This window comes from Nesterenkonia muleiensis (assembly GCF_003600155.1).
In the GTDB taxonomy this organism is placed as follows: domain Bacteria; phylum Actinomycetota; class Actinomycetes; order Actinomycetales; family Micrococcaceae; genus Nesterenkonia; species Nesterenkonia muleiensis.
Map to the genome: position 1 here is coordinate 85,911 of NZ_QWLD01000035.1, position 24,330 is coordinate 110,240.

Annotated in this window: 22 protein-coding genes and 1 pseudogene; 11 read left to right on the forward strand and 12 right to left on the reverse strand. The window is 64.3% G+C overall.

Translation table 11 applies throughout. The annotated features are described in order from the left end of the window. Window positions 1-29: 29 nt before the first annotated feature. From DVO78_RS09520 to DVO78_RS09540, 5 genes are all read left to right on the forward strand, one after another. Window positions 30-1,202 (forward strand): MalY/PatB family protein, encoded by a 1,173-nt coding sequence (locus tag DVO78_RS09520; protein WP_120004580.1) that lies wholly within the window; start codon window positions 30-32, stop codon window positions 1,200-1,202. 59 nt (window positions 1,203-1,261) lie between these two features. After that, complete coding sequence (locus tag DVO78_RS09525) at window positions 1,262-2,911, forward strand: dipeptide ABC transporter ATP-binding protein (protein ID WP_157983976.1); 1,650 nt, start codon at window positions 1,262-1,264, stop codon at window positions 2,909-2,911. Beyond that, the gene (locus tag DVO78_RS09530; protein WP_120004582.1) at window positions 2,908-3,828 is read left to right on the forward strand and encodes an ABC transporter permease; all 921 of its coding nucleotides are present in this window, start codon (window positions 2,908-2,910) and stop codon (window positions 3,826-3,828) included. The genes DVO78_RS09525 and DVO78_RS09530 overlap by 4 nt, the downstream gene beginning before the upstream one ends. Beyond that, the gene (locus DVO78_RS09535; protein ID WP_120004583.1) at window positions 3,825-4,769 is read left to right on the forward strand and encodes an ABC transporter permease; all 945 of its coding nucleotides are present in this window, start codon (window positions 3,825-3,827) and stop codon (window positions 4,767-4,769) included. Before DVO78_RS09530 ends, DVO78_RS09535 begins: the two co-directional genes overlap by 4 nt. 97 nt (window positions 4,770-4,866) lie before the next feature. Further along, window positions 4,867-6,360, forward strand: coding sequence for an ABC transporter substrate-binding protein (locus DVO78_RS09540; protein ID WP_157983977.1), 1,494 nt, complete (start codon window positions 4,867-4,869; stop codon window positions 6,358-6,360). Window positions 6,361-6,882: 522 nt separating this feature from the next. Here DVO78_RS09540 and DVO78_RS09550 read toward each other — a convergent pair. Beyond that, window positions 6,883-7,104 carry a helix-turn-helix domain-containing protein gene (locus tag DVO78_RS09550; protein WP_120004585.1) on the reverse strand — a complete coding sequence of 74 codons (222 nt, stop codon included), beginning with the start codon at window positions 7,102-7,104 and terminating at the stop codon, window positions 6,883-6,885. Window positions 7,105-7,283: 179 nt separating this feature from the next. On the opposite strand from DVO78_RS09550, the gene dctP reads away from it, so the two are divergent. The 5 genes from dctP to DVO78_RS09575 are packed head-to-tail and all read left to right on the forward strand — an operon-like array spanning window position 7,284 to window position 13,316. Continuing rightward, the gene (gene dctP, locus DVO78_RS09555; protein ID WP_120004586.1) at window positions 7,284-8,585 is read left to right on the forward strand and encodes a TRAP transporter substrate-binding protein DctP; all 1,302 of its coding nucleotides are present in this window, start codon (window positions 7,284-7,286) and stop codon (window positions 8,583-8,585) included. Window positions 8,586-8,590: 5 nt separating this feature from the next. Next, on the forward strand, window positions 8,591-9,154 hold the full coding sequence (locus DVO78_RS09560) for a TRAP transporter small permease (protein WP_157983978.1): 564 nt from the start codon (window positions 8,591-8,593) through the stop codon (window positions 9,152-9,154). Beyond that, window positions 9,151-10,635, forward strand: a complete 1,485-nt coding sequence (locus tag DVO78_RS09565; RefSeq protein WP_120004588.1) for a TRAP transporter large permease — start codon at window positions 9,151-9,153, stop codon at window positions 10,633-10,635. The genes DVO78_RS09560 and DVO78_RS09565 overlap by 4 nt, the downstream gene beginning before the upstream one ends. 46 nt (window positions 10,636-10,681) lie before the next feature. Further along, complete coding sequence (locus tag DVO78_RS09570) at window positions 10,682-12,448, forward strand: gamma-glutamyltransferase family protein (RefSeq protein WP_120004589.1); 1,767 nt, start codon at window positions 10,682-10,684, stop codon at window positions 12,446-12,448. A 25-nt stretch (window positions 12,449-12,473) separates the two neighbouring features. After that, entirely contained in the window at window positions 12,474-13,316 is an 843-nt protein-coding gene (locus tag DVO78_RS09575) for a carbon-nitrogen hydrolase family protein (protein WP_157983979.1), read from the forward strand. Window positions 13,317-13,671: 355 nt separating this feature from the next. On the opposite strand, the gene DVO78_RS09580 is transcribed toward DVO78_RS09575, so the two are convergent. The 4 genes and pseudogenes from DVO78_RS09580 to DVO78_RS09595 all read right to left on the reverse strand — a co-directional run bounded on the left by DVO78_RS09580 (window position 13,672) and on the right by DVO78_RS09595 (window position 17,275). Beyond that, window positions 13,672-14,967 (reverse strand): M18 family aminopeptidase, encoded by a 1,296-nt coding sequence (locus DVO78_RS09580; RefSeq protein WP_120004590.1) that lies wholly within the window; start codon window positions 14,965-14,967, stop codon window positions 13,672-13,674. Window positions 14,968-15,156: 189 nt separating this feature from the next. Further along, a complete protein-coding gene (locus DVO78_RS09585) occupies window positions 15,157-15,474 on the reverse strand; it encodes a hypothetical protein (RefSeq protein WP_120004591.1) in 318 nt (105 codons plus the stop codon). Between the two features lie 90 nt (window positions 15,475-15,564). Then, a pseudogene (locus DVO78_RS09590) lies at window positions 15,565-16,166 on the reverse strand (response regulator transcription factor). Further along, entirely contained in the window at window positions 16,163-17,275 is a 1,113-nt protein-coding gene (locus DVO78_RS09595; protein ID WP_120004592.1) for a sensor histidine kinase, read from the reverse strand. The pseudogene DVO78_RS09590 and the gene DVO78_RS09595 overlap by 4 nt, the downstream one beginning before the upstream one ends. A 170-nt stretch (window positions 17,276-17,445) precedes the next feature. Between DVO78_RS09595 and DVO78_RS09600 the strand changes: the two genes are divergently transcribed. Then, on the forward strand, window positions 17,446-17,952 hold the full coding sequence (locus tag DVO78_RS09600) for a hypothetical protein (protein ID WP_120004593.1): 507 nt from the start codon (window positions 17,446-17,448) through the stop codon (window positions 17,950-17,952). A gap of 30 nt (window positions 17,953-17,982) precedes the next feature. Here the strand turns inward: DVO78_RS09600 and DVO78_RS09605 are convergent, their stop codons facing one another. The 7 genes from DVO78_RS09605 to DVO78_RS09635 all read right to left on the reverse strand — a co-directional run bounded on the left by DVO78_RS09605 (window position 17,983) and on the right by DVO78_RS09635 (window position 24,192). Next, window positions 17,983-18,357, reverse strand: a complete 375-nt coding sequence (locus tag DVO78_RS09605) for a type II toxin-antitoxin system VapC family toxin (protein ID WP_120004599.1) — start codon at window positions 18,355-18,357, stop codon at window positions 17,983-17,985. Next, entirely contained in the window at window positions 18,354-18,593 is a 240-nt protein-coding gene (locus DVO78_RS09610) for a type II toxin-antitoxin system Phd/YefM family antitoxin (protein ID WP_202912145.1), read from the reverse strand. Before DVO78_RS09610 ends, DVO78_RS09605 begins: the two co-directional genes overlap by 4 nt. A gap of 100 nt (window positions 18,594-18,693) precedes the next feature. Continuing rightward, window positions 18,694-19,491, reverse strand: a complete 798-nt coding sequence (locus DVO78_RS09615; protein WP_120004601.1) for a response regulator transcription factor — start codon at window positions 19,489-19,491, stop codon at window positions 18,694-18,696. Continuing rightward, window positions 19,488-20,942, reverse strand: coding sequence for a sensor histidine kinase (locus DVO78_RS09620; RefSeq protein ID WP_120004603.1), 1,455 nt, complete (start codon window positions 20,940-20,942; stop codon window positions 19,488-19,490). Before DVO78_RS09620 ends, DVO78_RS09615 begins: the two co-directional genes overlap by 4 nt. Before the next feature lie 12 nt (window positions 20,943-20,954). Continuing rightward, window positions 20,955-21,821 carry an ABC transporter permease subunit gene (locus tag DVO78_RS09625; protein WP_120004605.1) on the reverse strand — a complete coding sequence of 289 codons (867 nt, stop codon included), beginning with the start codon at window positions 21,819-21,821 and terminating at the stop codon, window positions 20,955-20,957. Next, window positions 21,818-22,741, reverse strand: a complete 924-nt coding sequence (locus DVO78_RS09630) for an ABC transporter ATP-binding protein (protein WP_120004606.1) — start codon at window positions 22,739-22,741, stop codon at window positions 21,818-21,820. The genes DVO78_RS09625 and DVO78_RS09630 overlap by 4 nt, the downstream gene beginning before the upstream one ends. 230 nt (window positions 22,742-22,971) lie before the next feature. Continuing rightward, window positions 22,972-24,192 carry a DUF418 domain-containing protein gene (locus DVO78_RS09635; RefSeq protein ID WP_120004608.1) on the reverse strand — a complete coding sequence of 407 codons (1,221 nt, stop codon included), beginning with the start codon at window positions 24,190-24,192 and terminating at the stop codon, window positions 22,972-22,974. Between the last annotated feature and the right edge of the window lie 138 nt (window positions 24,193-24,330).

The following is a 24,330-nucleotide window of genomic DNA, read 5'->3' on the forward strand; positions in this document are numbered from 1 at the left end:
CGGCATCTCGACACAGGCAGGAGAACAGCATGAGCACGCTGATCGATGCATCCATCCGGCTGCGCTCGTCCTCCAAGTGGGATGTCGCTCCCGACGTCATCGGCGTGGGAATCGCCGAATCCGACTATGGCGCTCCAGAATTCATCCGAGAAGCTCTTGCCGACTACGTGCGCTCGGGCTCGCTGGGATACCTCTGGGATCAGCCACAGCAGGCGCTGGTGGACTCATTCCTTGTCACCTATGCGGCGCTCTGCGATCGGCGGGTCGATCGGGAAACGGTCCGACTGGCCACCGATGTCCTCTCTGCCTTCGATATCGCGCTGAAGACCGTCGGCCGAGATGGTGACGTCGTCCTCGTGCCGACTCCGGCGTACCCGCCCTTTCTCGATATCCCTGAAAGGTTCGGCAAGCGGCTGGTCGCTTCCCCCATGCGATGGGATGCCGCTGGCCACTGGAGCGTCGACTTGGACCACATCGAACAAGTCGTCGCACACCATCCGGGTGGACTGTTCGTACTGTGCAACCCGCATAACCCGACCGGATCCATCGCGACCTTCGAGGAGCTGACAGCCCTCTCCGAGGTTCTCACCGCGCACGGCTGGCATGTCTTCTCGGACGAGATCCATGCGCCCGTTGTGCACGGCACCAGTCCCATGCGCTCGTATGCCAGTGTCTCTCCCTCCGCTCGCGAACACACAATCACCGCGACCGCGGCATCCAAGGGATGGAACATCGCGGGTCTCAAGTGTGCCCAGGTCGTCATCGACAATCCGCAGCTGCGCCGTCGCTGGGATGAGCATGTCATCAGCGGGCACACAGGTCCGAGCACTCTGGGCGTCGTCGCCTCGACACTGGCCTACTCCAGCGAGGGACGAGCCTGGCTGCACGGAGCTAACGCCGCGTACCGAGAGACATTAGAGCATTTCCATGCAAGGCTCTCAACGCAACTCCCCCTGGCACGGTGGCAGGTTCCCGAGGCGACCTATCTTTCCTGGGTGGACCTTGGTGCCTATCTCGACTCTGGCCTCACAGTAGCTGAGCTCTCAGACCGCGCGCGAGTGGAATGGCTCCCCGGAGCCTCCTGCGGCATCGCAGGGGCATATGACGAATGGGCACGCATCAATTGCGCGACTGACGCGTCAACCCTTGATCGTCTGATCGAGCGGCTTGGAGCATCTGCTCTCAGGATCGAGTCACTGTGAACGCGCAAGGCACTGGGAGCACCACGGCAAGAGCGGAGGTAATCGGGAACGGTGCCTTCTTGAGCATCGAGGATCTCTCGGTCGAGATCGAAAGCCAGCACTCCGCGAGGCAGCTTCTGCGCCACGTCAATCTTCACGTCCCGCAAGGCAAAGTGCTGGGTCTGGTCGGTGAGTCCGGAAGCGGCAAGAGCCTCACGGCGCTTGCGATCATGGGCATGTTGCCGACGTCGCCGCGGTTTCTCGTCGACGGGACGATCCGCTTCCAGGGAGAGGACCTAACCGCCGCGACTCAAGCCCGTCTTCGGCAGCTGCGCGGCAGCGACATCGCCCTCATTGGGCAGGACCCCATGGCCTCGTTCAACCCGTCTATGCGGATTGGTCAGCAGATCTCCGAACCGCTGGTCATCCACCGTGGCTGGTCGCGACGCCAGGCAAGGCACGAGGCGATCGATCTGCTCGAGCGCGTCGGGGTACGTCAGCCGTACGAAATGGTCGATGCCTTTCCGCACGAATTCTCCGGCGGGATGCTCCAGCGCGCCGCTATCGCGATGGCCATCGGCACAAGCCCATCCCTCATCCTCGCCGACGAGCCGACGACCGCGCTCGATGTCTCCGTGCAGGATCGGATCATCCGGCTCCTGAGGAAGCTCTGCGACGAGGACGGCCTTTCCATGCTGTTCATCTCCCACGACATCAACGTCGTCGCCTCGATCGCCAACGATCTCGCTGTGATGCGGCACGGCGAAGTGCTCGAGGCAGGACCGGTCCGCTCTGTGCTCACCGCACCAGCCAGAGACTACACAAAAGAGCTGCTCGACGCGGTACCTGAGATGGACGGGCCGTCGCTGGCACGCCGCCGTTTCACTCCGGCGGGCGAGCTCGAACCGCGACACAAGCGGGAACCGGCCGACCTGCTCCGGGTTGAGGACCTCAAGGTGCAGTACCGCCTCCCCAACAGCCAACTATTCTCGAAGCGGTACAAGCTCGCCCTGGACGGCATTAGTTTCGACGTCAAACAAGGAGAGATCCTTGGCATCGTCGGCGAATCTGGCTCCGGCAAGAGCACGACCGCCCGATCTGTCGTCCGCCTTCTCGCGCCGAAGCGAGGGCGGATCATGTTCGAGGGCGTCGATCTGCTCGCGCTGTCTCCACGCCGAATGCGGCGCGTGGGCACGCGGATCCAAATGGTGTTTCAGGACCCGTTCTCCAGCCTGAACCCGTTCCGCACGGTGCGTCGCACGCTCGACGCCGTACTGCGCGGGCAGTCGCGACAATCCCGCAAGGACCGCGATGAGCGCATCGAGGACGTGCTCACCGCCGTCGGCCTGGGGCCAGAGTTTTTCGATCGATATCCGCACGAACTCTCAGGCGGTCAGCGGCAACGGCTCGGGATCGCGCGGGCGCTGATCCTTCAACCGGATGTCGTCATTCTCGACGAAGCGCTCTCAGCACTGGACGTATCCGTTCAGGCACACGTGCTGGACCTGCTTGTCCGGCTGCAGGCAGAGCGCAACCTCACTTATCTGTTTGTCTCCCACGATCTCGCCACCGTGAAGTCGGTGTGTGACCGCGTCATCGTCATGAACGCGGGAGAAATCGTCGAGCAGGGCCCCACTGCGGAGGTTTTTGGCAATCCGCAGAACAGCTACACCCGGCTGCTCCTGGAAGCCATCCCCAACGCGGCCAGCGAGATGAAGAGACTGTCATGATCAGCGTCATCGTCCGAAGAGTCCTCGAGTCGCTGACGGTGCTGCTCGGCATCGCCATCCTCATCTTTCTCATCGGAGAGGTCGTCGGTGACCCGGCGCGGCTCATGCTCCCCATGGACGCGAGCCAAGAGACCTACGAGGCGTTTCGCCGAGAACGGGGCTTCGACCGAGCAATACACGTGCGGTTCCTAGAGTATCTTGGCGGCGTCGTGACGCTAGATTTCGGAGACTCACTTCGAAGCGGAGTAGATGCGAAGTCCCTCGTCCTGCGGGCATTCGTGCCGACGCTGCTACTGGCCTTCACCACCCAGCTCGTGGCGCTGCTCATCGCCGTGCCGGTCGGAACTGTCGCCGGTATGCGACCAAACTCCTTCGCAAACCGTCTCACCTCAACGTTGTCGATCGTGTCAATCTCGGTGCCGACCTTCTGGGCCGGCATGATCACGATAAGCGTCTTCGCAGTCAGTCTGCGGTTGCTGCCGACCTCCGGCTACGGCGCTCTCCACTTCTTCGTGCTGCCCACTTTCGCTCTCGCTCTGGGCATCACCGGGCGCCTGGCGGAAGTGGTGCGAGCCTCGGTGCAGGAGCAGATGACCTCACAGTATGTCAAGACCGCCCGTGCGAAGGGCGTGCCGGAGCGGCGGATCGTCTTCGGTCACGTCTTGCGCAATGCCATGGGGCCGGTGCTCACCGTCAGCGGTGATGAGTTCGCAACTTTGATCGGTGGCGCAACAGTGATCGAGGTGCTGTTCGGCTGGCCAGGCATCGGGTACCTCACAGTAGGTGCCATCGAAGGAAGGGATCTGCCGGTGGTGCAGGCGAGCGTCATGATGACGGCGACCGCGATCGTCGGCCTCAATGCAATCATCGACGCCTGCTACGGCAGGATCGATCCGAGGGTCAGGAGACGCAGATGAGCACGGTCGGGGCTCCACGAATCGAAGTGCACCGAACAATCCGCGCCCGCCTGGCCCGTGCGCGGATCGGGGATCTCGCGTTCTACGGCGCGCTGGTATTCCTCACCGCGCTCGTCTTGGCTGCGCTCACCCAACCATTGCTTGTGGCAATGGGATGGATGTACTCGCCAGAGGAGCAGAATCTGCTCCTTCGCAACAGCTCGCCCGGCACAGCCGCCGACGGCTCTTTCCACCTGCTGGGAACCGACTACCTCGGCCGCGATGCGCTCTCCAGAATTATCCGCGCGGCACAGTTTTCGCTTGCGGTAGGCGCTCTAACGGTGATCTGCTCGATCGTCATCGGGGTCATCATCGGCCTGCTCGCGGGTTACTACGGCGGATGGCTCGAGTCGGTCTTCATGCGCCTGACCGATGTCTTCATGTCGATCCCCGGGCTGTTGCTTGCATTGTTCGTTCTATACGTGTTGGGCGGAGGGTTTGTCAACGTCGCACTGGTGCTCGCCCTCACCCGTTGGCCGGTCGTCGCTCGCGTCACCCGCGCGGCCGTGCTCTCGCTGCGCGAGCGACAGTTCGTATTGGCGGCACACACTGCGGGTGCGGGGCAGGCGCGGATCATGTTTCGGGAGATCCTTCCCAACCTGTATCCGAGCATTGTGGTGCTCGGAACCCTGGAGTTCACCCGGGCAATGCTCTCCGAGGCTGGGCTGAGCTTCCTCGGGTTCGGGATTAGAGCGCCTGAGGCGTCCTGGGGCCTCATGCTGGCCCAGGCGAGACCGTACATTGACACCGCGTGGTGGCTCATTGTGTTCCCGGGCCTTTCGATCATGCTTACCGCCTTGGCGGTGAATTCGCTCAGTGGGCGGGTGGGAATGCTGGTTGACCCGCAACTGCGCTCTCAGATTCGCCACCAGTCCAAGAGAAAGTCCCCTACGGCCGGATAACGATACGAGGTTGCCTGAAGCCAGGCTGCCGCTATGAAATGGAGAGATAATGATCACAAGTAAATATGGGCGAGTTACCTGTGGAGTCGCTTTCGCTATGGCAGGCGGTCTTGCGCTGGCGGGCTGTGCGGCTGGCATGCCTGAGGAGGAGGCACCATCAAGGTTGACGGTCGTCACGGCGGCAGAGCCGCCGACTATGGACTACGCCGCATCAGGGCTGACCGGTTCGTACATGTTCGTCGCAACGTCGATTCAGGAGCCGCTCGTGCGCTACGACGAACAGGCGCGCGAAACGGTCGGGGTGCTCGCCACAGACTGGGACTGGGACGGTGACCTGGTCTGGACTTTCACACTTCGCGAGGGCGTGACATTCCACAGTGGCGATACGTTGGATGCAGAGGACGTCGTGTACAGCATCGAGCGTTATATCGATCCGGAGTCTACCGTCGCTAGCGACCATGACTCGATCGCATCGGTCGAAGCCATTGATGAGCTAACCGTCGAAATCACCACGGAGAGCCCCGACCCCATCCTCGACGCGAACCTGATTCGTACTTTCATCTCCTCGAAGGAGTTCGCCGAGGATCGCGATGACAACGCCCTGAGCACCGAGGTGGATGGCACCGGCCCCTACACACTCAATGAGTGGACGCGCGGTGAGGAGATCGTGCTCAGCGGATACCAGGAGTACTGGGACTCACCGCCGAGTATCGAAGAGGTGCAAATTCTGTTCCGGGAGGACCCCTCCGTCCGGGCGAGCATGGTCAGGGCAGACGAGGCACAGTTGGCTTGGCAAGTCGAGTCCGACAGCCCCGATGTACCGCAGCTCATTCAGCAGGACACAACGAGCATCGTCATGATGCGGCCGAACACGATCAACCATCCTGCGCTGTCTGATGGTCGGGTGCGCCAGGCGATGCTCGACTCGATCAACGTTGCCTCGGTAGCCGAGACCCTGTTGGAAGGGGTGGCCCAACCTGTCACCGGAAACCAGCCGGTCAACCCCGGTGCGATCGGCTATGTCGACGACTTGGACGTATGGGAGTACGACCCCGACCGAGCTGCCGCCCTCATCGAAGAGGCAGGTGCCGATGGCGTCGATATAGGCGCCGAGATCACGATCAACCCGATGGGCAGCGGGCGCTTCCCGCGCTCTTCGGAGTTCGTCGAGTACGCTGCAGCGACCTGGAACGAGCTCGGGCTCAATGTCACGATCGAAGTACTTGAACCCGAACAGTGGGTGAGCCTGTTCCACGACCCGGATCCCACCTCAGACACGGTCGCAGACATGCTTTATGTGGACTCGGACAACCCGACGATGGATTTCAGTCGCGCTGGCCGATTCGTCTACTCTGGCGGAAGCGCCAGCCTGTTCAGTGACCCGCAGATTGATGAGCTCTACGAATCGGCGATGATGCTCACTGGCGAGGAGCGCAACGCCGCCTTCCAGGAGGTTTCACGAGCCCTCGAACCGGTGGTGCCGACGCTCAACTTCGGGGTGCTTGAGCGATACCACGCCGTTTCCGAGAACCTGCAGTGGTCGCCCACCGCTGCCACCGATCCCGACTTTGTGAACATGGTGCTCAAGTGAACCGTTTCAGGAGGCCTCATTCCGCAGGCACAACTAGCAGGATGGTATTTGGCCAGTCACTGCCGGTCCGGGCGTTTGTCTCGGTGGTGATCCCCTACCTCCGTGTGACCAGCTTGTCCCCGCAGTCCTGAGGTTCAGGTCGGCCATAGGGGTTGCTGCGAAGCAGGGGGCGTCGACGTGATGGTCAACAAGGCAGGATTCAGCGACCGGGTCGACTTCTTCGACGTGGACCTACGGTGGTCTTCCTGGCCAGTTCGATGGCCAGCTGCGTCAACGGAGTTTCGCTGGTGGTGGACGGTGGCTACTCTGCGCTGATTTAGCCGGAGTGTCCCTGCCAGCACAGCGTGCAGCGGTGTGGGTGGGGTGTGGCCAGTGATGCGTCCCGTGTGCGAACCGCGTCAGTCAGGGTTGAGTCGCGATCGGCCCCTCAGCTCATTGAGTGGGTGCCGGAGCAGGGCACAGCCTGAGGCTGAAGTCAGGGATGAGGGGTGACTTCCCGTGTGGTGGAGTGTGCCGCCTTACTCAACGCTCCGGGGTCAGCAGGGTCAGCGGGTCCAGGCCGATCCGCTCGGCGATGGACTCCACTGACTGCAGGGTGAGGTTTCGCTCGCCGCGTTCGACTCCGCCCATATAGGTGCGGTGGACGCCGAGGACGTTGGCGAAGGCTTCCTGTGAGATACCGCGCTTCAGGCGGTAGCGCCGGAGGTTTACCCCGACTCTTCTCTGCAGATCCCCTTTCGCCACATAAACGATCTTTCAAACAGTTTTTGCTGCGGTCTACATACTTATATGTATCAAGTGGTGATAGATGTTTTCGCGTGCTACTTATCAGTGTGGATACTGATGAGTATGTGGATTTTTTGTGGTTCCATTCGCCAAAGTGGTCTTTGGCACACGTCACTCGACCGCGAGGCAGAGGGAAAATGATCACCACCTATCACAGCGCGCATCAGCTCGACCACCACATCACGACTCAATCCCGTGGAACCCCGGGCATCGTCCGCAGGCGCCGAAAGGCAATCCTCGGACTCTCCATAGCCTCCGCCCTACTGCTCGCCGGCTGCGGAGCAGACGAAAGCTCCGCGGAGTCTCTTGAGGAGATGGGCGACACCACACTGGTGGTGCAGTCGCCGTACGGGCCGAACCACTTCATGTCCCGGATGTGGGATGACTATGCGGACGCGGTGGAGGAGGCCACCGAAGGGAAGATCACCTTCGAGATCTCCTATTCCTCCTCCATCGTGGAGGTGGCCGAGCAGGAGGCCGCCCTGCGTGACGGACTGCTGGACATGGCCTGGTCAATGCCGGCCTATGATCCCGGTGAGCTGCCCATCAACGCTCTGTTCACCGAGATCGCCTTCTTGCCGGAGAAGAGTCCGCAGCTGTCCTTCCTGCAGGGCTACGGCTCATCAGAGTTCGGGTCACTGGCCGAGCCGTTGCAGAACGAGCTCCAGAATGCCGGCCTGGTGTCTCTGAGCGCCCTGGTCCATCAATACTCCGGGTACCCGCTGCTGTGCGCCGGTGGGCCGGTCACCTCACTGGAGGACTTCGCCGGGAGCCGGATACGGGTACCAGGTGCCGGATGGGCCAGTGAGGTCGAGTCCTTGGGCGGCACCCCGGTCAACATCGTGCAGAACGAGGTGTACGAGTCCCTGGAGCGCGGGGTCGTTGACTGCGCCATCGTCGCCCCGGGCAACAGCTACGAGGCCGGGCTCTTCGACGTCGCCGACTACTGGGTGGTCGATTCGGAAACCACCTTCCAGGGCTGGAACTCGACCCACATCCTCATCGCCGAGCGGGTCTGGGAGGACCTGCCGCTGGAGGCCCAGCAGATCCTCTGGGACGAGGCCGGGTCCACACTGCTGAGATCGATGATGCAGTACAGCATGGATTCCTCGGCCGAGGAGCTGCTCACCGCCGACGAACAGGTGGAGATCCTGGAGTTCGAGGACGACGTGCGCCAGGCGCTCAATGCCCACCACGAAGACACGATCACCGACGCTGAGGCCCGTCTCGCCGACCTCATCGGGGAGAACACCCTCATCGGGGACTACCAGGAGAATCAGGAGCGGTGGCTGGAGCTGGTCACAGCCCTGGGCTACTCCGACGACGACCACTCCACCTGGCTGGAATGGGCAGAGAGCCATCGCGACCAGCCTGTGGACCTGGACCCGTTCTTCGAAGCCTTCGAGGAAGAGGTTGTCCAACCCCACCGTCCGGAGTGACTCCCATGACCGCGGAGGCTCACCGAGCTCTCATTCCCCGAATTGTCGCTGCGGCCTCCCGCGCAGGCGGGTACCTGGGTGGCATCGGGGTCATGGTGCTCATGCTCCACGTCGTGGCCGACGTCGCGCTCCGGTTCACGGTGAACAGAACCATGCCGGGCACTCTGGAGATCTCCCAGTACTGGTATCTGCCGGCAGCGATCTTCCTCGGCATGGCTGCGGCCTACAGCAACGATGACCACATCAGTGCCCCCATCATCTATGAACGTGTCTCCTCGGTGCTGAAGAGGGAGTTCCACCTCATCGCCGCGATGCTCTCCATCGTCTTCTTACTGGCCATGGCGTGGTGGGGGTTCGAAGAGGCCATGACACAGATGCGCCAAGGAGCGATCGGCATCGGAAGCGGTGTGAGCATCTGGCCGCCACGTTTCCTGGTCCCCCTCTGCTCGCTGCTCTTCGCCTCCGAGATCGCTGTCCGCCTGGTCCGTGATCTGCGCGCACCCCGCCCCGGATCCGGGGCTCAGCCCGAAGAGCACAAGGACGAACTCATAGGAGCGAACACCCCGTGAGCACTGCCCAGGTCCTGACCTCAACCAAGGCTTCCAGCCAGAGACCTTGGAACTCCACACTCATCAGGGGGATCCTCTACGGCACGGCGGGGCTGTCCGCAGCAGCCATGTTCCTGGACCTCCCGCTGCCGGCGGTCGGCGGTCTTGCGGCGTGCCTGATGATCGCCCTGCTGTTCATGAACGTGCCGATCGGTGTGGCCATGGGCACAGCCGGTGCGCTGGCGCTGCTCGCGATGCGAGGAGCCGACGTCATGGCCGGCTCCTTCCGCTCCCTTCCCTTCGGCACCGCGGCGGTCTGGAGCTACACCGTGGTGCCCATGTTCATCTTCATGGGGCTGCTGCTGTGGAGATCGGGGATCACCGCCAGGATCTATGACGCGGCGGCCAAATGGCTCTCATGGCTGCCAGGAGGGCTGGCCATCGGCACGAACTTCGCCGGCGGCGGCATGGCCTCGATCTCCGGCTCCACAGTGGCCACCGTCGTCTCCCTGGGAAGAATCGGACTGCCGGAGATGCTGAAGATGAACTACCACCCCCGGCTGGCCGCCGGGTCCATCCTGGTGGCAGGCACCGGCGGTCAGCTGATCCCGCCCAGCATCTACCTGGTGATCTTCGCCGGGCTGGTCTCGGTGCCGGTGGGACCGCAGCTGCTGGCAGGCCTGGTGCCCGGCCTGCTTCTGCTGGTCCTCTACGGGGCGGTCATTGCCGCAGTGGTGATGGCTGTGCCGAGTCTGGTCGGGCATGTCAGGGGCTCCAGGACCGGGCGGGTGCAGTACAGCTGGGGGCAGAGGCTCCGCTCGCTGACCGGCGTGTGGCCGCTGCCGCTGCTGGTGATCTTCATCTTCGGCGGGATGTACGCCGGTTACTTCACCACCACCGAGGCCGGAGCCATCGGAGCGCTGGGCGCGGTGGTGCTGACCTTCACCTACCTGCGGCCCCGCGCCGCCACCGTCGCACTGGGAAAGTCCCTGCAGGGCACGGTCGGCTCCACCGCGGCGATCTTCTTCCTGTTCATCGGGGCGATGATCTTCAACCGCGCACTGACCGTCAGCGGCGCCGCCAATGTGGTCACCACCTTCATCGACTCCCTCGGGCTCACTGCGGTCACCTTCCTGCTGGTCCTGATGGTGATGTACTTCCTGCTGGGCATGATCGTGGACCCGCTGACCATGATGCTGATCACCGTTCCCCTCCTGCTGCCCTCGGTGGACATGCTGGGCATCAACCTGATCTTCTTCGGGGTCTTCGTGGTGGCCATGGGGGAACTGGCCGTGATAACCCCACCGACCGGGATGATGGCGTTCATCGTCCACAAGATCGCCCAGGACCCCGAAGTCAACCTCGGCAAGAAAGTCACCCTCGGTGATGTGTTCATCGGGGCCGTCTGGTTCCTTCCCGTCCCGCTGGCGATGCTCGTACTGCTGATATTCGTCCCGGAGATCGCCCTGTGGATCCCGGAGATGATGCAGAACCGCGACTGAGAGCACGGAATCAGCTCCGTACCGAAGCACCTCAAAGGAGAGGAATATGCAACTATCCCACAGCGCCGACGGCATCCCAACAGCCAGTAGGTCAGGCGGCGATCGGGGAACTGTCATTGCGACCAGGGACCAGAGTGTGCGCGCCGGGCTAGAGATGTACGAGGCCGGCGGAAACGCCGTCGACGCCAGTGTCTGCGCAGCACTGGTGGCAGGAGTGGTGGAGCCGGTCGAAACGAGCTTGGCAGGCTCCGGCTTTCTGCTGCTGCATCACCCGGATCACGGCCCTCACTCGATAGAGTTCGGACCACTCGCACCGCTGGCGGCTCATGCAGACATGTTCGAGATGGAGCACAACAACGATTCCTCGAACGTCTTGGGCCTGGCACCCGTCGTGGGCAACGCCAACGTGATAGGACCCCTGGCCTCCGGGGTTCCGCGCACCCTTCTCGGACTGCTGACAGCACACCAACGGTGGGGGAAACTCCCACGCAAAGCCATTCTGGCACCTGCTATTCAGGCCGCCCGTGCGGGGTTTCCAGCCGACGCCTGGTTCATCGTTCACGCTTTACAGCTCATCGATCCGCTCCGGGAGAATCCTGTCACCCGGGAGACCTTCCTGGACGAACGGGGGCTCCCGCTCGGCTGCGACTCCGCCGCTGCCTACGGCAGGTCAGTGGACTCCGCCCGCCCGGTGCAGCAAAGCCGTCTGGCCTCGACCCTGGAAACAGTGGCCGACCAGCCGTTGAGCACGCTTACTGAGGGTGATGTGGCCACAAGCCTCCTACAGAGCTCAGAGGAGCTCGGCATGCTCCTGAGCCGAGAAGACCTGGCCCGCTCCGCACCCGGCATGGTCCGGCCTCTGCACCTGTCGTTCCACAGACATGATGTGTGGACACCATCAGCTCCCGGCGGTGGCATCACCGAACTCCAAGCGCTCTCCATCTGGCAGAGGCTCTACCCAGAGGGGGCATCAGCCGTACCGCGGGAGGAGAAACTCACCAGGCTCGACGAAGTGCTCCGCCTGGCCTTCGCGGACCGTTACCACTGGCTGGGCGACCCGCACAAGGTGCCGGTCCCCGCGGAGGCACTGCTCAGCGAGGGTTATACCCGGCATGCGGCGCAGCGCCTAGGCTCCCAGGAAAGCATGCCCGTCCTGGCGCCGCCAGGCGTCCCCCCGTGGATCCACTTCGCAGGGCACCCGGTCACCGACCCTTGGACCTTCGACCCGATGGGCCGCAAAGCACCGCAGTGGAGGCCAAAGACTGCGAGCACCCCCAGTTCAGGGACCACCCACGTTTCGGCCATCGACCCGGAAGGGTGGATGGTGTCGATCACCCACACCTCCGCCCATCATTTCGGCTCCGGACTGATGTGCCCCCGCACCGGCCTGCTCTTCGACTCCGCCATGGCCTGGTTCAACGCCTCCCCGGGGGCGGCAAACAGCATCTCGTCCGGGGCGCGGCCGGTGGCAAACATGGGACCGGCGCTGGTCACCCGCGGCGGACAGTCCACAGCTGCACTGGGAGCCTCCGGCGGCCGGCGGATCATCAGTGCCGTCACCCAGCTGATCATCTCCCTGGTGGAGGACGGCATGGATCCCGCCGAAGCCCTGGCCTTACCGCGCATCGACTCCAGCGGCCCCACCACGGTGGTGCATCAGATGGATGCCAAGCACTGTGCCGCTGCCCACCGCACCGTGGTCCCGCAAAGCGCCAACGCCCATGAACTGGACTTCGCGCGGGCCAACATCGCCGCCGCAGATGCCGAAGGACGCTGCAGCTCGGCGATCGACGGCCGCTCCTACGACTACTGAGAATCCGACACAGGAGGGTCACCACATGTCAGCACTGGCCGAAGAACCGTCAACAGAGGATCCGCACCACCCCCCTTTACGCATAGCGCTCTGCCAGCTCAGCGCCACGGCGGACAAGGCCCAGAACCTGCAGCTGCTTGAACCGTGGGTGAAGCAGGCATGCGCACAGGGAGCAGACCTGGTGGTCCTGCCCGAGTACCTCATGTACATGCCCGGACAACTCACCACGCAGGTCTGGGACGAAGCAGAGAACCTGGACGGGCCCTTCATCACCGAGGTCCGGAGACTGGCGGGCACCCACCGCGTCACCATTCTGTGCAATCTGGCCGAGGCACACATGGACTCGGAGAAGCCGTTCAACACCCAGATAGCAGTTGGCCCCTCCGGCGAGATCGTCCAGATCTACCGCAAAGTCCATCTCTACGACGCCCACGGCTACGTGGAAAGCGACTACTTCTCCGCCGGGGAAGACCTGACTCCGGCCTTGGTCGATGTCCATGGCTGGAAGGTCGCACTGCTGATTTGCTACGACCTGCGCTTCCCGGAAGGGGCGCGGGCGGCAGCCCACGCCGGCGCTGACCTGCTGGTCTACGCCACCGCGTGGGTCCCGGGTCCGCGGAAGGAACACCAGTGGGCGACTCTGGTCAAAGCGCGAGCCATCGAAAATACCCTCTTCGTGGCCGGCCTGGTCCAGGCCGGCCCGCAAGCAATCGGCGGCTCACTGATCGCCGACCCCATGGGCGCAGTCGAAGGCGAAGCCGGAGCGGAGCAGACTGTGTTGGTCCGCACCCTCGGTAAGGAGAAGATCACTCGGACCAGGGCGGAAAACCCTGTCCTGGACAACTGTGTCTACAGAACCTGGGTCTGAAAGAGCTCATCGACGTTTGGTGCCCCACCGTCCTCAGTCACGGCGTCACCCCCGCTGAGAGCCGAGACGCTCAACAACAGCACGGTAGACTTCGTGCCTGCAGGCGAATTCGACGTCGATCTGCGGTTGCTCTGTTCTGACCAACACTTGATCAACATCCTGCTGCACACTCGCCGCAGCACAGCACCCATCGGTGACCAGAGCACCGCCGCGCCTCTCGCCATTCTCTGGACCACATCACGGTGAACGCAGTGTGCCGAACTTCCTCTGTCACCAGACCAGCTTTAGACGTGAAGGTCGGTGCTGAGCCGACCGAGAGGCCAGCGGGGTCTCCCCGCGGCCGGGACCAGGCTGCTCAGACCGTCAGCTTGGCGGTGAAGAAGGCGGCGATGGCGTCGCGGAGGTGGGCGACGTCGTCGGCTCCGCACATCTCCCGGGCCGAATGCATGCTCAGCAGCGCGATGCCCACATCCACCGTCCGGATACCCAGCCGGGTGGCGGTGATCGGACCGATGGTGGAGCCGCAGGGGATGTCATTGTTGGAGACGAACTCCTGGCTGGGCACCCCGGCGGTGCGGCAGACCTGGGCCCACATGGCGGCACCGGTGGCATCGGTGGTGTAGCGCTGGTTGGCATTGATCTTCAGCAGCGGCCCGGCATTGGGCAGCGGGCGGTTGGCCGGATCGTGCCGTTCGGAATAGTTCGGATGCACCGCGTGCCCGGCATCGGAGCTCAGATGCCAGGAGGCGGCGAAGGCCTGCGCCCGCTGGGAGGCGGTGGCGCCCAGGGACTCGTAGATCCGGCCCAGCACCTCCTCCAGGAACGGCCCGGCCGCACCGGAGCGGGAGGCCGAACCCAGCTCCTCATGGTCGAAGGCGGCCAGCATCGGGATCACCGGGGCCTGGCCGTCTGCGTCCAGCAGCGCCTGCAGACCGGTGTAGACGCTGGAGAGGTTGTCCAGCCGCCCGGAGGCGAAGAACTCGCCGGAAGCGCCGAACCGTGCCGGGGCCTGAGCGTCGGCGATGACGATGTCGTAGCCGTCGACCTCCCCGGCGGAGACGCCTGCGGCAGCGGCGATGACCGAGAGCACATCGGCTTCGGCGGCACCCGCCGCAGTACCGGCCAGCCCCAGGACCGGGGTGGTGTGCTGCTGTTTGCCCAGCTTCAGACCCTCGTTGACCTGGCGGTCCAGATGGATGGCCAGCTGCGGGATGCGCGCCACCGGCCCGGTGGCAGCCAGATGGGTGGCGCCGTCGCTAGTGACGAGCCGCCCGGCCAGGCGCAGCTCACGGTCCAGCCAGGAGTTCAGCAGCGGACCGCCGTAGACCTCCATCCCGGCCTGGATCCAGCCCTGCCTGACCACTGTGGATTTCGGCTTGAGCTTGAATCCGGGGGAGTCGGTGTGGGCACCGAGGATGCGCAGCGGCGTCGTCGGCCCTGCTGTCTCCGGAAGAACCCAGGCCAGCACCGCGCCGTCGCGGACCACCACGTACTTGCCCGGTTCAGCCGGCCAGTCCTGATGCTCCCCCAGCTGGGTGAATCCGGCCTGCGCCAGTCTGCGCGCGGCCACCTCCGCCGCATGGTAGGACGACGGGGACTCCCTCACGTAGGTGCCCAGATCCTCGATCAGCTCATCAGTATTCGCAACCATGGAGACCAGACTATCCAAGGAGGTCAGCCGGTCACACCAGAGCCAGCCAGCCGCTGGTCAGGTAAGCCTCCACCGCCCGGTGGCGGAAGGTGTAGGGCTTGCCGCGAGGACGTGTCCAGTCCGAATGAAACTCTTTCGACCACCATGGCGTGGCAGCGCCCCTGGACCGCTGAGCCCATCATGATTGACCTAGATATCGTCCTCGTAGGCGGGGCCGCCCTCGCCCTCCCAGCGCTGCAGCTGGCGGACCTTCGCCGCGGTGTGCTTCCTGCGCACCCCGTAGCCTCCGTGGGAGTCTTCGGCGAAGAAGACCACCCCGTAAGCCTCCAGGGCTGCACGGAGCTGGTCCTTGGCCGCCGAATCCAGGGAGGCCCCCGAGCTCTCGAAGTGCCGGAGCTGCTGAGGCTCCAGTCCGGAAGCCTTGGCGATCTCCTCGGCCGACACCTGGGCAAGCGCCCTGCCTGCACGGGCCAGGTCCGGAGTCAGCGGCAGTGGATACCTGTTCATGACCCCATTCTCCCAAACTCGGCTCAATATCAGAACACCTCTCAGCACATCACCCTGGGCCGCAGCGTGGAGCGCCGCCTCAGCGGTCAGCTACAGCCAGCCCTTCTGGCGGGCGTAACGGGCGGCGTCGTGCCGGGTGGCGGTATGGGTCTTGCCGATGGCCCCGGAGAGATAATTGCGGACGGTACCCTCGGCCAGGTGCAGGATCTGAGCGATGTCCTGCACCGAGTAGCCCTCCCCGGTCACGCGCAGGACATCGCGTTCGCGATCAGTCAGCGGACAGTCGTCCACCACCGCCTGGGCCGAGATATTGGCATCGATGTACCGGCCCCCGGCAGCGATCTCAAGGGCTGCGGCGGCAATGACCGCCGGGTCCGAGTCCTTCCCCAGAAAGCCTCGGACACCGGCACGCAGGGCACTGCGCAGTATGCCGGGGCGGGCATGCCGGGCATCATCACCGCCTGCTGCGGGCTGGAAGAGAGGATCCTGGAGGCAACGGCCAGACCATCCAGCTCCGGCATCTCCAGATCCAGAATGGCCACATCGGGCCGATGCTCCCAGAATGCCGCGAGCGCCGCGGTGCCTGTCTCAGCCTCGGCGACCACCTCGATGTCACCTTCCAGCGGCAGCAATGTGGCCAGTGCTGTGCGGATGAGCCGTTCATCATCGGCCAGAAACACACCGATGCTCATGCCTGCCCCTGACCGAACTGCGCAGAGACCGTAAACATCTCCCCGTCCTGGTCGACGCTGAGTACCCCTCCGGCGGTGGTGGAGATGCGCTGCCGCAGGTTCGCCAGGCCGCCCAGGGTGCCGCGTTGCTCCCGGGGAGCACCGTCATTGCAGATGGTCAAGGAGTCCTCAGTGATGGTGAGCCCTACCCGCTCGGCTCTGGAGTGGCGCAGGATATTGGTGGTCGCCTCGCGCAGGACCAGGGCGAAGTCCGCATCGAAGGCGGTGTCCTGCGCTCCGGCGTTCTGGACCTCAATGCTGATTCCTGCCGCTTCCAGCAGCTCCACCGCATTGGCCAATTCCGCGGCCAGGACCAGCCGGTGCGTGGAGTGGGCCAGGCTGCGCGCTTCTTCGATGGTCTCAGCGGTGAGGCGCTGAATGGCTGCCAGCTCCTCCGCGGTACGTTCCGGATCGGTGTGCTGCAGCCGCGCGGCCACTGCGGCTTTGAGCTTGATGACATGCAGGGTGTGGCCCTGAATGTCATGCAGGTCCGCGGCGAACCGGCTCCGTTCTCGCAGGATCGAGGCCTCCCGCTCAGCATCCTTGGCACGGTTCAACAGGTCATAGAGCTGGAACTCCCGGTTGCCCTCCACGATGACCAGCACCCAGATGAGACCGAAGACCATCATCGGAACAGTCGCCACCCAGTCCTGGACCTGACCGGCGACCATCCAGACCATCAGCACGTTCACCGTGATGATCACCAAGCACACCAGCAGTGCCAGCGGGCGCCTGGGACGCCGCTGATGAATGATCCATACCGCCGCGGTGATCCCGAATCCCAGAGAGCCCAGGGGCGTGGACTGCGAGAGTGCCGACCAGGCCAGTGTCGCACCTGAGACGAGCGCCGAACTGATCAGCAGGGGCCGGTGCGGAGGCCGTTGCCACCCGGTGAGCAGAACGGCGGAGGCCAGGCCAATGCTGGGCATCACCATGACGATGCTCAGCCAGCCCGATGAGATCAGCGCACCGATGCCCACGTTGACGCACAATGCGGTGGCATAAGCCCTCCTGGTGCGCGAGGTGATGGTGCGGTAGGCGGCCTGGGACGTCGCCGCAACGGTGGTCATGGGCACCAGGCTACTCAGTGATGCCGGGTCCACCAGTGACGCTGTGTCACATCAGCCCCGGACGCTGCGGCCCTGCTGCTGAGCCCGTGTGTGGCCGAGGCTGATCAGTGTCCACACAGCCCGGCATCTGATCCGGGTCTCCGGCTAGACATCATCAGGAGTGCTTGTTCATGAATTTCGACTTCGTCGCAGATCTCTTCGCCCGGCTGGCTGAGATGGCCACCGGAGCTGACCCCTGGCAGCAGATCGGGGTCGTTGTGCTGGCCGGAGCCATCCCTTTCATCGAGTCCTACCTGGGCAGCTTCCTGGGCGTGCTGCTGGGGATCAACCCTGCTCTGGTGGTGGGCTCCGCGGTGGCGGGCAACGTGGTCAGCACCTTCCTGCTGATTGCTCTGGCCGGCGGGGCCCGCGGTGCTGCGACCCGCCATCGCACCGCACGGCCCGCCAAGGAACGCTCAGCACGGCATCAGAAGGTGGCCACATACGCCGACCGCCTCGGAGTGCCCGGCGTCTGCCTGCTCGGCCCGCTGGTGGTGGCCAGTCAGATCACCGCGCCCACACTGGTGGCCCTGGGAGCCTCCAAAACCACCGTGTACATCTGGCAGGCCATCTCCATCCTCGGCTGGGGAGTGCTGTTCGGCTTCTTCGGCGAGGCCGTGGTCAGATTCTTCCTATGAGCCGTGGAACTCAGTGAGCTCTAGTACGACTCAACCGACGGTGAAGCCTTCGTAGCGAGCAATATTCTCATCGACAGTGAGAAAGGTCAGTTTCTCGACTTTTGCCTGCGCGATGAGCATCCGGTCGAAAGGGTCTCTGTGGTGCCACGGGAGCTCACGCAGCTCCTCTGCGTGGGAACCCTCGAGCGCCAGCAATTCGAATCCGCTCTGAACTACGGCATCAACCACACCTTGTGGGGCATCGAGCTTTCCTAAGGAAGCTTCGATGGATATCTCGACCACCGAGACACTGGAAACGAACACCCGACGGCCAGTGTCGTGGATGAGTTCCCGGTGCCGTGGACTCAATTTCGGTGAGTCACCAAACCACCAGAGCGCCACATGGGTGTCCAGTAGTAGGTTCACGCTTCGCCGTACCAGTCCTGCGCATCCTGCTCGGTGAACGTATCAAAGTCATCGCTGAGGGTGATCTTGCCCGCCCAGATTCCGGGTGAGCGTTGAGCCGACGGCTGCCAGGGCACGAGCTTCGCAATGGGCTTCCCCGATCTGGCGATAATCGTCTCCGAACCATGTGCGGCGAGATCCAGCAGCTTCGAGAACTGTGACTTCGCCTCATAGACATTCATCATCTCAGCGCCCATGCATTGAAAATACCCCTAGTTGACCAAGTTGGTCAACTTGTGGTGATCAAGCCGGTCCCCGCGCGCAGGGGTGCCGTGCGGAGGCAGCGTCTGACACAGTTCAGCCGGCCAGGCCGGACTGGTACACGTAGACCACGGCTTGGACCCGGTCGCGCAGCTGGAGCTTGGTGAGGATACGGCGCACATGAGTCTTCACCGTGGCCTCGGAGAGGAAGAACCGCGCTGCGATCTCCGCGTTGGAGAGCCCTTCGGCCACCGCGAAGAGCACCTCGGTCTCCCGGGCGGTCAGCGCCTCACGCACCACACCGTCGTCGAGAGCCTGGGCGATCTCTGCTCCGTTGCGGTTGGGGGCAGACTTCTCAGCTATTCCCGACGACCCGGCGGAACCGCGGCCCTTGGCACTACTGGGCCGGGCAGTCTCACCGGTGCCTGCCGGAGGAGCCGCCGGCGGCGGCGTCCCCTTCCGGACATACATCTCCAGCAGCCGCTGGGTGATGCGCGGGGCCACCACCGCATCACCTGAGGCGACCACCCGCACCGCATCGACCAGGTCATCGGGCTCCACATCCTTGAGCAGGAAGGCGCTGGCGCCGGCCTGGAGCCCGGAGAAGGCGTACTCATCCAGGTCGAAGGTGGTGAGGATGATGACCTTGGTCTCGCAGAAGCGCTCGGCGATCTTGGCTGTCGCTTCGATCCCGTCCATCCGGGGCATGCGCACATCCATCAGCACCACATCCGGCCCCTGCTCACCCAGTGCCTCGAGGGTCTCCAGAGCTTGGAGCCCGTCACCGGCCTCGCCGACCACCTCGAGGTCATCCTCACCCTCGAGGATGAGCTTGAAACCCATCCGCAGCAGGTGCTGATCATCGACCAGCATCACCTTGATCGTCTCACTCATGCCGTTCCTTTCTGGTGCGGAGGCTCCAGCACCGCACGTACCATCCAGCCGCGGTGCCTGCCGGGACCAGCGTAGACCGATCCGTTGTAGAAGCTCGCCCTTTCCTGCATCCCCTTGATGCCCAGCTGGGAGCCGACCGACTCGCGTCTGGTCCCCGCGGCAGGGGACACTCCGTCATCGGTGACGCTGATGATCACCTGCGCCTCGCCGACCAGCCCCAGCGCCTGCTGCTCCTTCTCCGAGAATCCCTGCTTCTTGAGCTTCTCGGCGGTCTCCTGGTCGGTGCCCGGCACATGCTCGATGACGACCTCGACCTGGGTGACCTCTCTTCCGTAGCGCAGAGCATTGGTCAGTGACTCGCTGATGATCCGGTGGACGGTGAGCTCGAAGGCGGCGTCCTCCGGCAGCGGCGGTCCCGTCTGCTCCACCCGCAGCGGAAGCCCCGCCTGGCGGAAGCTCTCGTAGAGCTCCTCCAGCGAATCGGCGATCGGCCGGCGCGCCTGCTCCACCTGCTCACCCTTGCGCAGCACGCCGATGACCCGGCGCATATCGGCCAGGGCCCCGCGCCCGGTGGAGGAGACCTCGCCGATGACCTCGGCGGCACGCTCGGGGTTCTTCTTAGCGACCACCCGGGCGCCGTCGGCCAGAGAGATCATCACCGACAGCGAATGCGCCACCACATCATGCATCTCCCGGGCGATCCGGTTGCGCTCGCCCAGCTGGGCCAGCTCATGGGACTTCCGCGCCCAGTCCAGGATCTCCCGCTCATGCCGGTGACCGCGCCGGACTGCCGCCCCGATGCCGGTGGAGATCCCCACGAAGAAGAACATCATCACCGCGGTCATCATCAGCCCTTCGAACGGGGCGATGCCGATCTGCTCGCGGTAGTACTCCGCCCAGAACCCCTCACCATACCCAGCGGTCCACCCCTCGAAACCGAAGAACGTCAAATACCCGAATCCGCAGACCGGCAGGGCGGCGACCAACCCCCAGCGCAGACCGTAGCGATAGGCCACCGCGTAGGCGGCGAAGCACAGCCCGATCATCTGCGCGCCCTGCCAGGGGTAGTAGAAGAGCAAGGCAGCCTCGAACAGGACGACCATGATCAGCACCGCCACAGGCCGGTAGTGCCGGAAGCACAGAGCAGCAGCAATCACCCCATGGCCCAGCAGCAGCCACCAGGCCCCGGTGCCCATATCCACGAAGGCCGGCGGCAGAGCCGCCAGCGTGAACAACCCATAGACAGCGACGACGACGGCAGTCATCCACCCGGGGTGCCGGCGGAACCAGCCCCGGATCCCGGGCTTGCGGACCAGCCCGAGCGACTCCCAGCGCTCGAACATCTCCGGGGCGTGCTCGGCCTGCCGATCTGCCGATCCGAGGGGAGCTGGGGCCAAGGAGGGCACGACGCCGCCGGAATCAGTCTCCCTGCCCGCCGGCGTCGTCGTCATACTCCTATCTCATCACGAGTCACGGCGGCTGAAGCTGATGGCGCCGACCACCAGAGGCACCGCCACCCAGATCACCAGGCCGATTCCTGCCTGCCAGGGCTCCCAGGCGGGTACCGAACCGTACTCGCCGGCGAATGGGTTGGTGAGGTTGTCGACCAAATGCATGAACTCCACTCGTACCAGGATCTCCACCCAGGCTGCGCCCTGGGTGACCCCGTAGAGGATGTTGAGGACAATCTGAAACACGAACATGATGACCGCCAGCACCACGATCCCCCCGGCGGAGCTGCGCAGCAGCACACCCAGGGCGAAGCCGAGCAGCGCAGTCAGCAGAATCGAGGCAAAGGTGCTGAGATACAGTCCGGCAATCTCTGGGTCGGCGATATCCGCCAGACCCAGCGGCTCAGCGATGAGACTGGTCAGCAGGTGGCTGACCAGAATCAGCGCCACCGCCACAGCTGCGGTCCACAACGCCAGGGCCAGCGCCTTGGCACTGAGCAGCAGAGGACGCTGCGGCACCGCGGTCAGTGAGGAGCGGATGGCCCCGGTGGAGTACTCCGTGGTCACCGCGACCACGCCCAGGGAACCGATCAGGATCATCGCGAAGTAGCCCCCGGCCTGTCCTTGGACAGCCAGTTCCAAGGCGTCCATGGTGATATCAGGATCGTTGGACATGAAGTATCGGAAGGAGAAGGCCACTGCACCGGCGATGAAGGCACCGAGCCCCACCGTGATGGCCGAAAGCCACCAACTGGTGCGCAGCGCCCTGAGTTTGGCCAGTTCAGAGCGGACGGTGCCGAAGAAGCTGACTCCGGGCAGCGTGGGGTCCACCTCGAAGCTAGCCGGGGTGGCCGTGGCGGTGTTGATATTGGGATTCACTGTGCGACCTCCTCAGGGATGCTGCCGGAGCGGTACTCGACGTGTTCTCCGGTGAGCTTCATGTACTGGTCCTCCAAGGTGCCCAGCTGCGGGGTGAGCTCATGGATGACCGCCTGGATCTCCAGGGCGCGGCGGCCGATGCTGCGCGGATCGAGGCCGGTCACCTGAAGGGTCTCGGCATCGATGTGCTCGATGCTCACCGCAGAGGACTCCAGCGCGTTGGCCAGCTCGGCCACCTGCTCGGTGCGCACCAGCACCCGATGCTCGCCAGTCTCGAGCAGCTCATGGATGGGCGCATCGGCGATGATGCGGCCACGGCCCAGCACAATCAGGTGATCGGCGGTCTGGGACATCTCACTCATCAAATGGGAGGAGACGAACACGGTGCGGCCCTCGGCCGCCATCTCGCGGGCTAGGCCGCGCACCCAGCGCACCCCTTCGGGGTCGAGCCCGTTGACCGGTTCGTCGAAGATGAGCACCGCCGGATCGCCCAGCAGAGCCGCGGCGATGCCCAGCCGCTGGTTCATCCCCAGGGAGTAGCCCTTGATGCGTTTGCGGGCGGCCTCGCCCAGACCGGTGAGCTCGATGACCTGCTCGACCCGCCGGTGGCTGATCCCGTGGGTGGCTGCCAGCACTCTCAGATGGGCTCGTCCGGTGCGGCCGGGGTGGGTGGCACCGGCATCCAGCACCGCCCCGACGGTGCGCAGAGGAGCCCTGTGCTGGGCGAAGGGCTTCCCGTCAATGGTGATGGTCCCGGAGCTCGGCCGGTCCAGCCCCACTGCCATCCGCATGGTGGTGGACTTCCCGGAGCCGTTGGGGCCCAGAAAGCCGGTGACCTTGCCGGGCGGCAGCTGAAAGCTGATGCCGTCGACGGCGGTCTTTGAGCCGTATCTCTTGTGCAGGTTCTCTGCGGTGATCACGTGCGCTCGCTTCCGGTGGTGGGTGCTCACATAGCCGGATACCCGGCTCGGTCACCCCCTAGTCTTCTCCACCGTGGGGCTGAGCACATCCGCCGGGAGACGGATCTTCACCTCATCCTGTAGGTCTGTTTGCTGTGTTCCAGTCATTCTTCGTAGGGCTTTCGACTTTGCGTGGGGCTACAGCGCTACGCAGAGTCGAAAGCCCTACGAAAAACCGAGGTCCACCGCAATCAGCGCCCCGCGTAGGTCCACGCACGGAAGGGAGCCTCCAGCGGACCGCGGCGGAACCGGGTGAACCACAGGTGGGAGACCAGCAGCTGCACCACCCAGATTCCCAGGACGACGGCGCCCACCGTCACCTCACTCAGCTGCCCACCCAGGCCGAATCCGATCCCGGCGAAGATGATCACCATCACCACCGACTGGCCCAGGTAGTTGGTCAGTGACATCCGGCCAGCCGGTGCCAAGGCTTTGGTCAACGGTGCGGTGGAGCGGAAGATCAGCAGCAGGAGAATCACATAGCCGCAGGCCTGGACCGGCCCGGCGGCCAGGTTCAGCACAGTGCCCAGCAGATCGGAGCCATAGCCTGTGGTGTCCCGGGTGCTTCCGGGTGCGCCCCAGACCAGTACGGCAGCCAGTGCACTCACCGCCAGTCCTAACAGCAGCGCCGGCACACCGATGGCCAGAAGGCGTGCGGTGCTGAACTCCCCGGCGGCGATCCGCTCCAGCATCCGTGCCCGACCCACCACCAGGCCGACCAGGAAGGCCGCCAGCGCCAAGGGACCCTGACCGAGCAGCAGCGAGAACGCCACCATGGGATAGACCCCGGCCTGGAAGCCGAACCATTCGCCCACCGTTCCGGTGTAGGCCTGAACCGCCTGCTCCGGATCGCCGATCCACTCGGTCATCTCTCCCATGGAGTCCTCCATGGACATGCTGACCAGGCCCACCAGCAGCAGGAGGCCCACCACGGCCACATAGAGCACTGCTGCGGTGATCAGTGCCGCCTTGGCCAAGATGCGGCGCAGGCCCAGCAGGATGAACCCAAGAATTCCGTAGGCCAGCAGAATGTCACCGGCGAACAGGAACAGTCCGTGCAGCACTCCGAGCACCATCAGAGCGGTGCAGCGGCGTGCTGACCGCCGGGTCTCACTGGTGCCGGTCTCGTAGGCCCGCGCCCAGGCCAGCACGAAGCTGAGCCCGAACAGAAAGCTGAACACCACATAGGACTTGCCCTCAAAGATCAGCGAGGAGGCAAAGCGCACCAGCTGATCCGCAGATGACTCCGGCGCCGAGCCACGGACTCCCAGGAGCATCTCCGGATGGGCGAAGAACCAGATGTTGACGCTGAGAATACCCAGCAGCGCCAGAGCCCGGAGTGCGTCAACCGCATGCAGCCGCTGCGGGATCGCGCTGGTCTGGGTGCTCTGGGCTCCGTGTTCAGCACTCATGGAGCCAGCCTAGGACACTGCCGTGCCGTGCCGCATGCACCCTGGGGCGTAGTTCTACCGGTCCGTCTCGCCCCGGATGAAGGCTTCGACCTTCTGGTGGGCGATGTCGTCGTGGTATTGCTGGGGTGGGGATTTCAT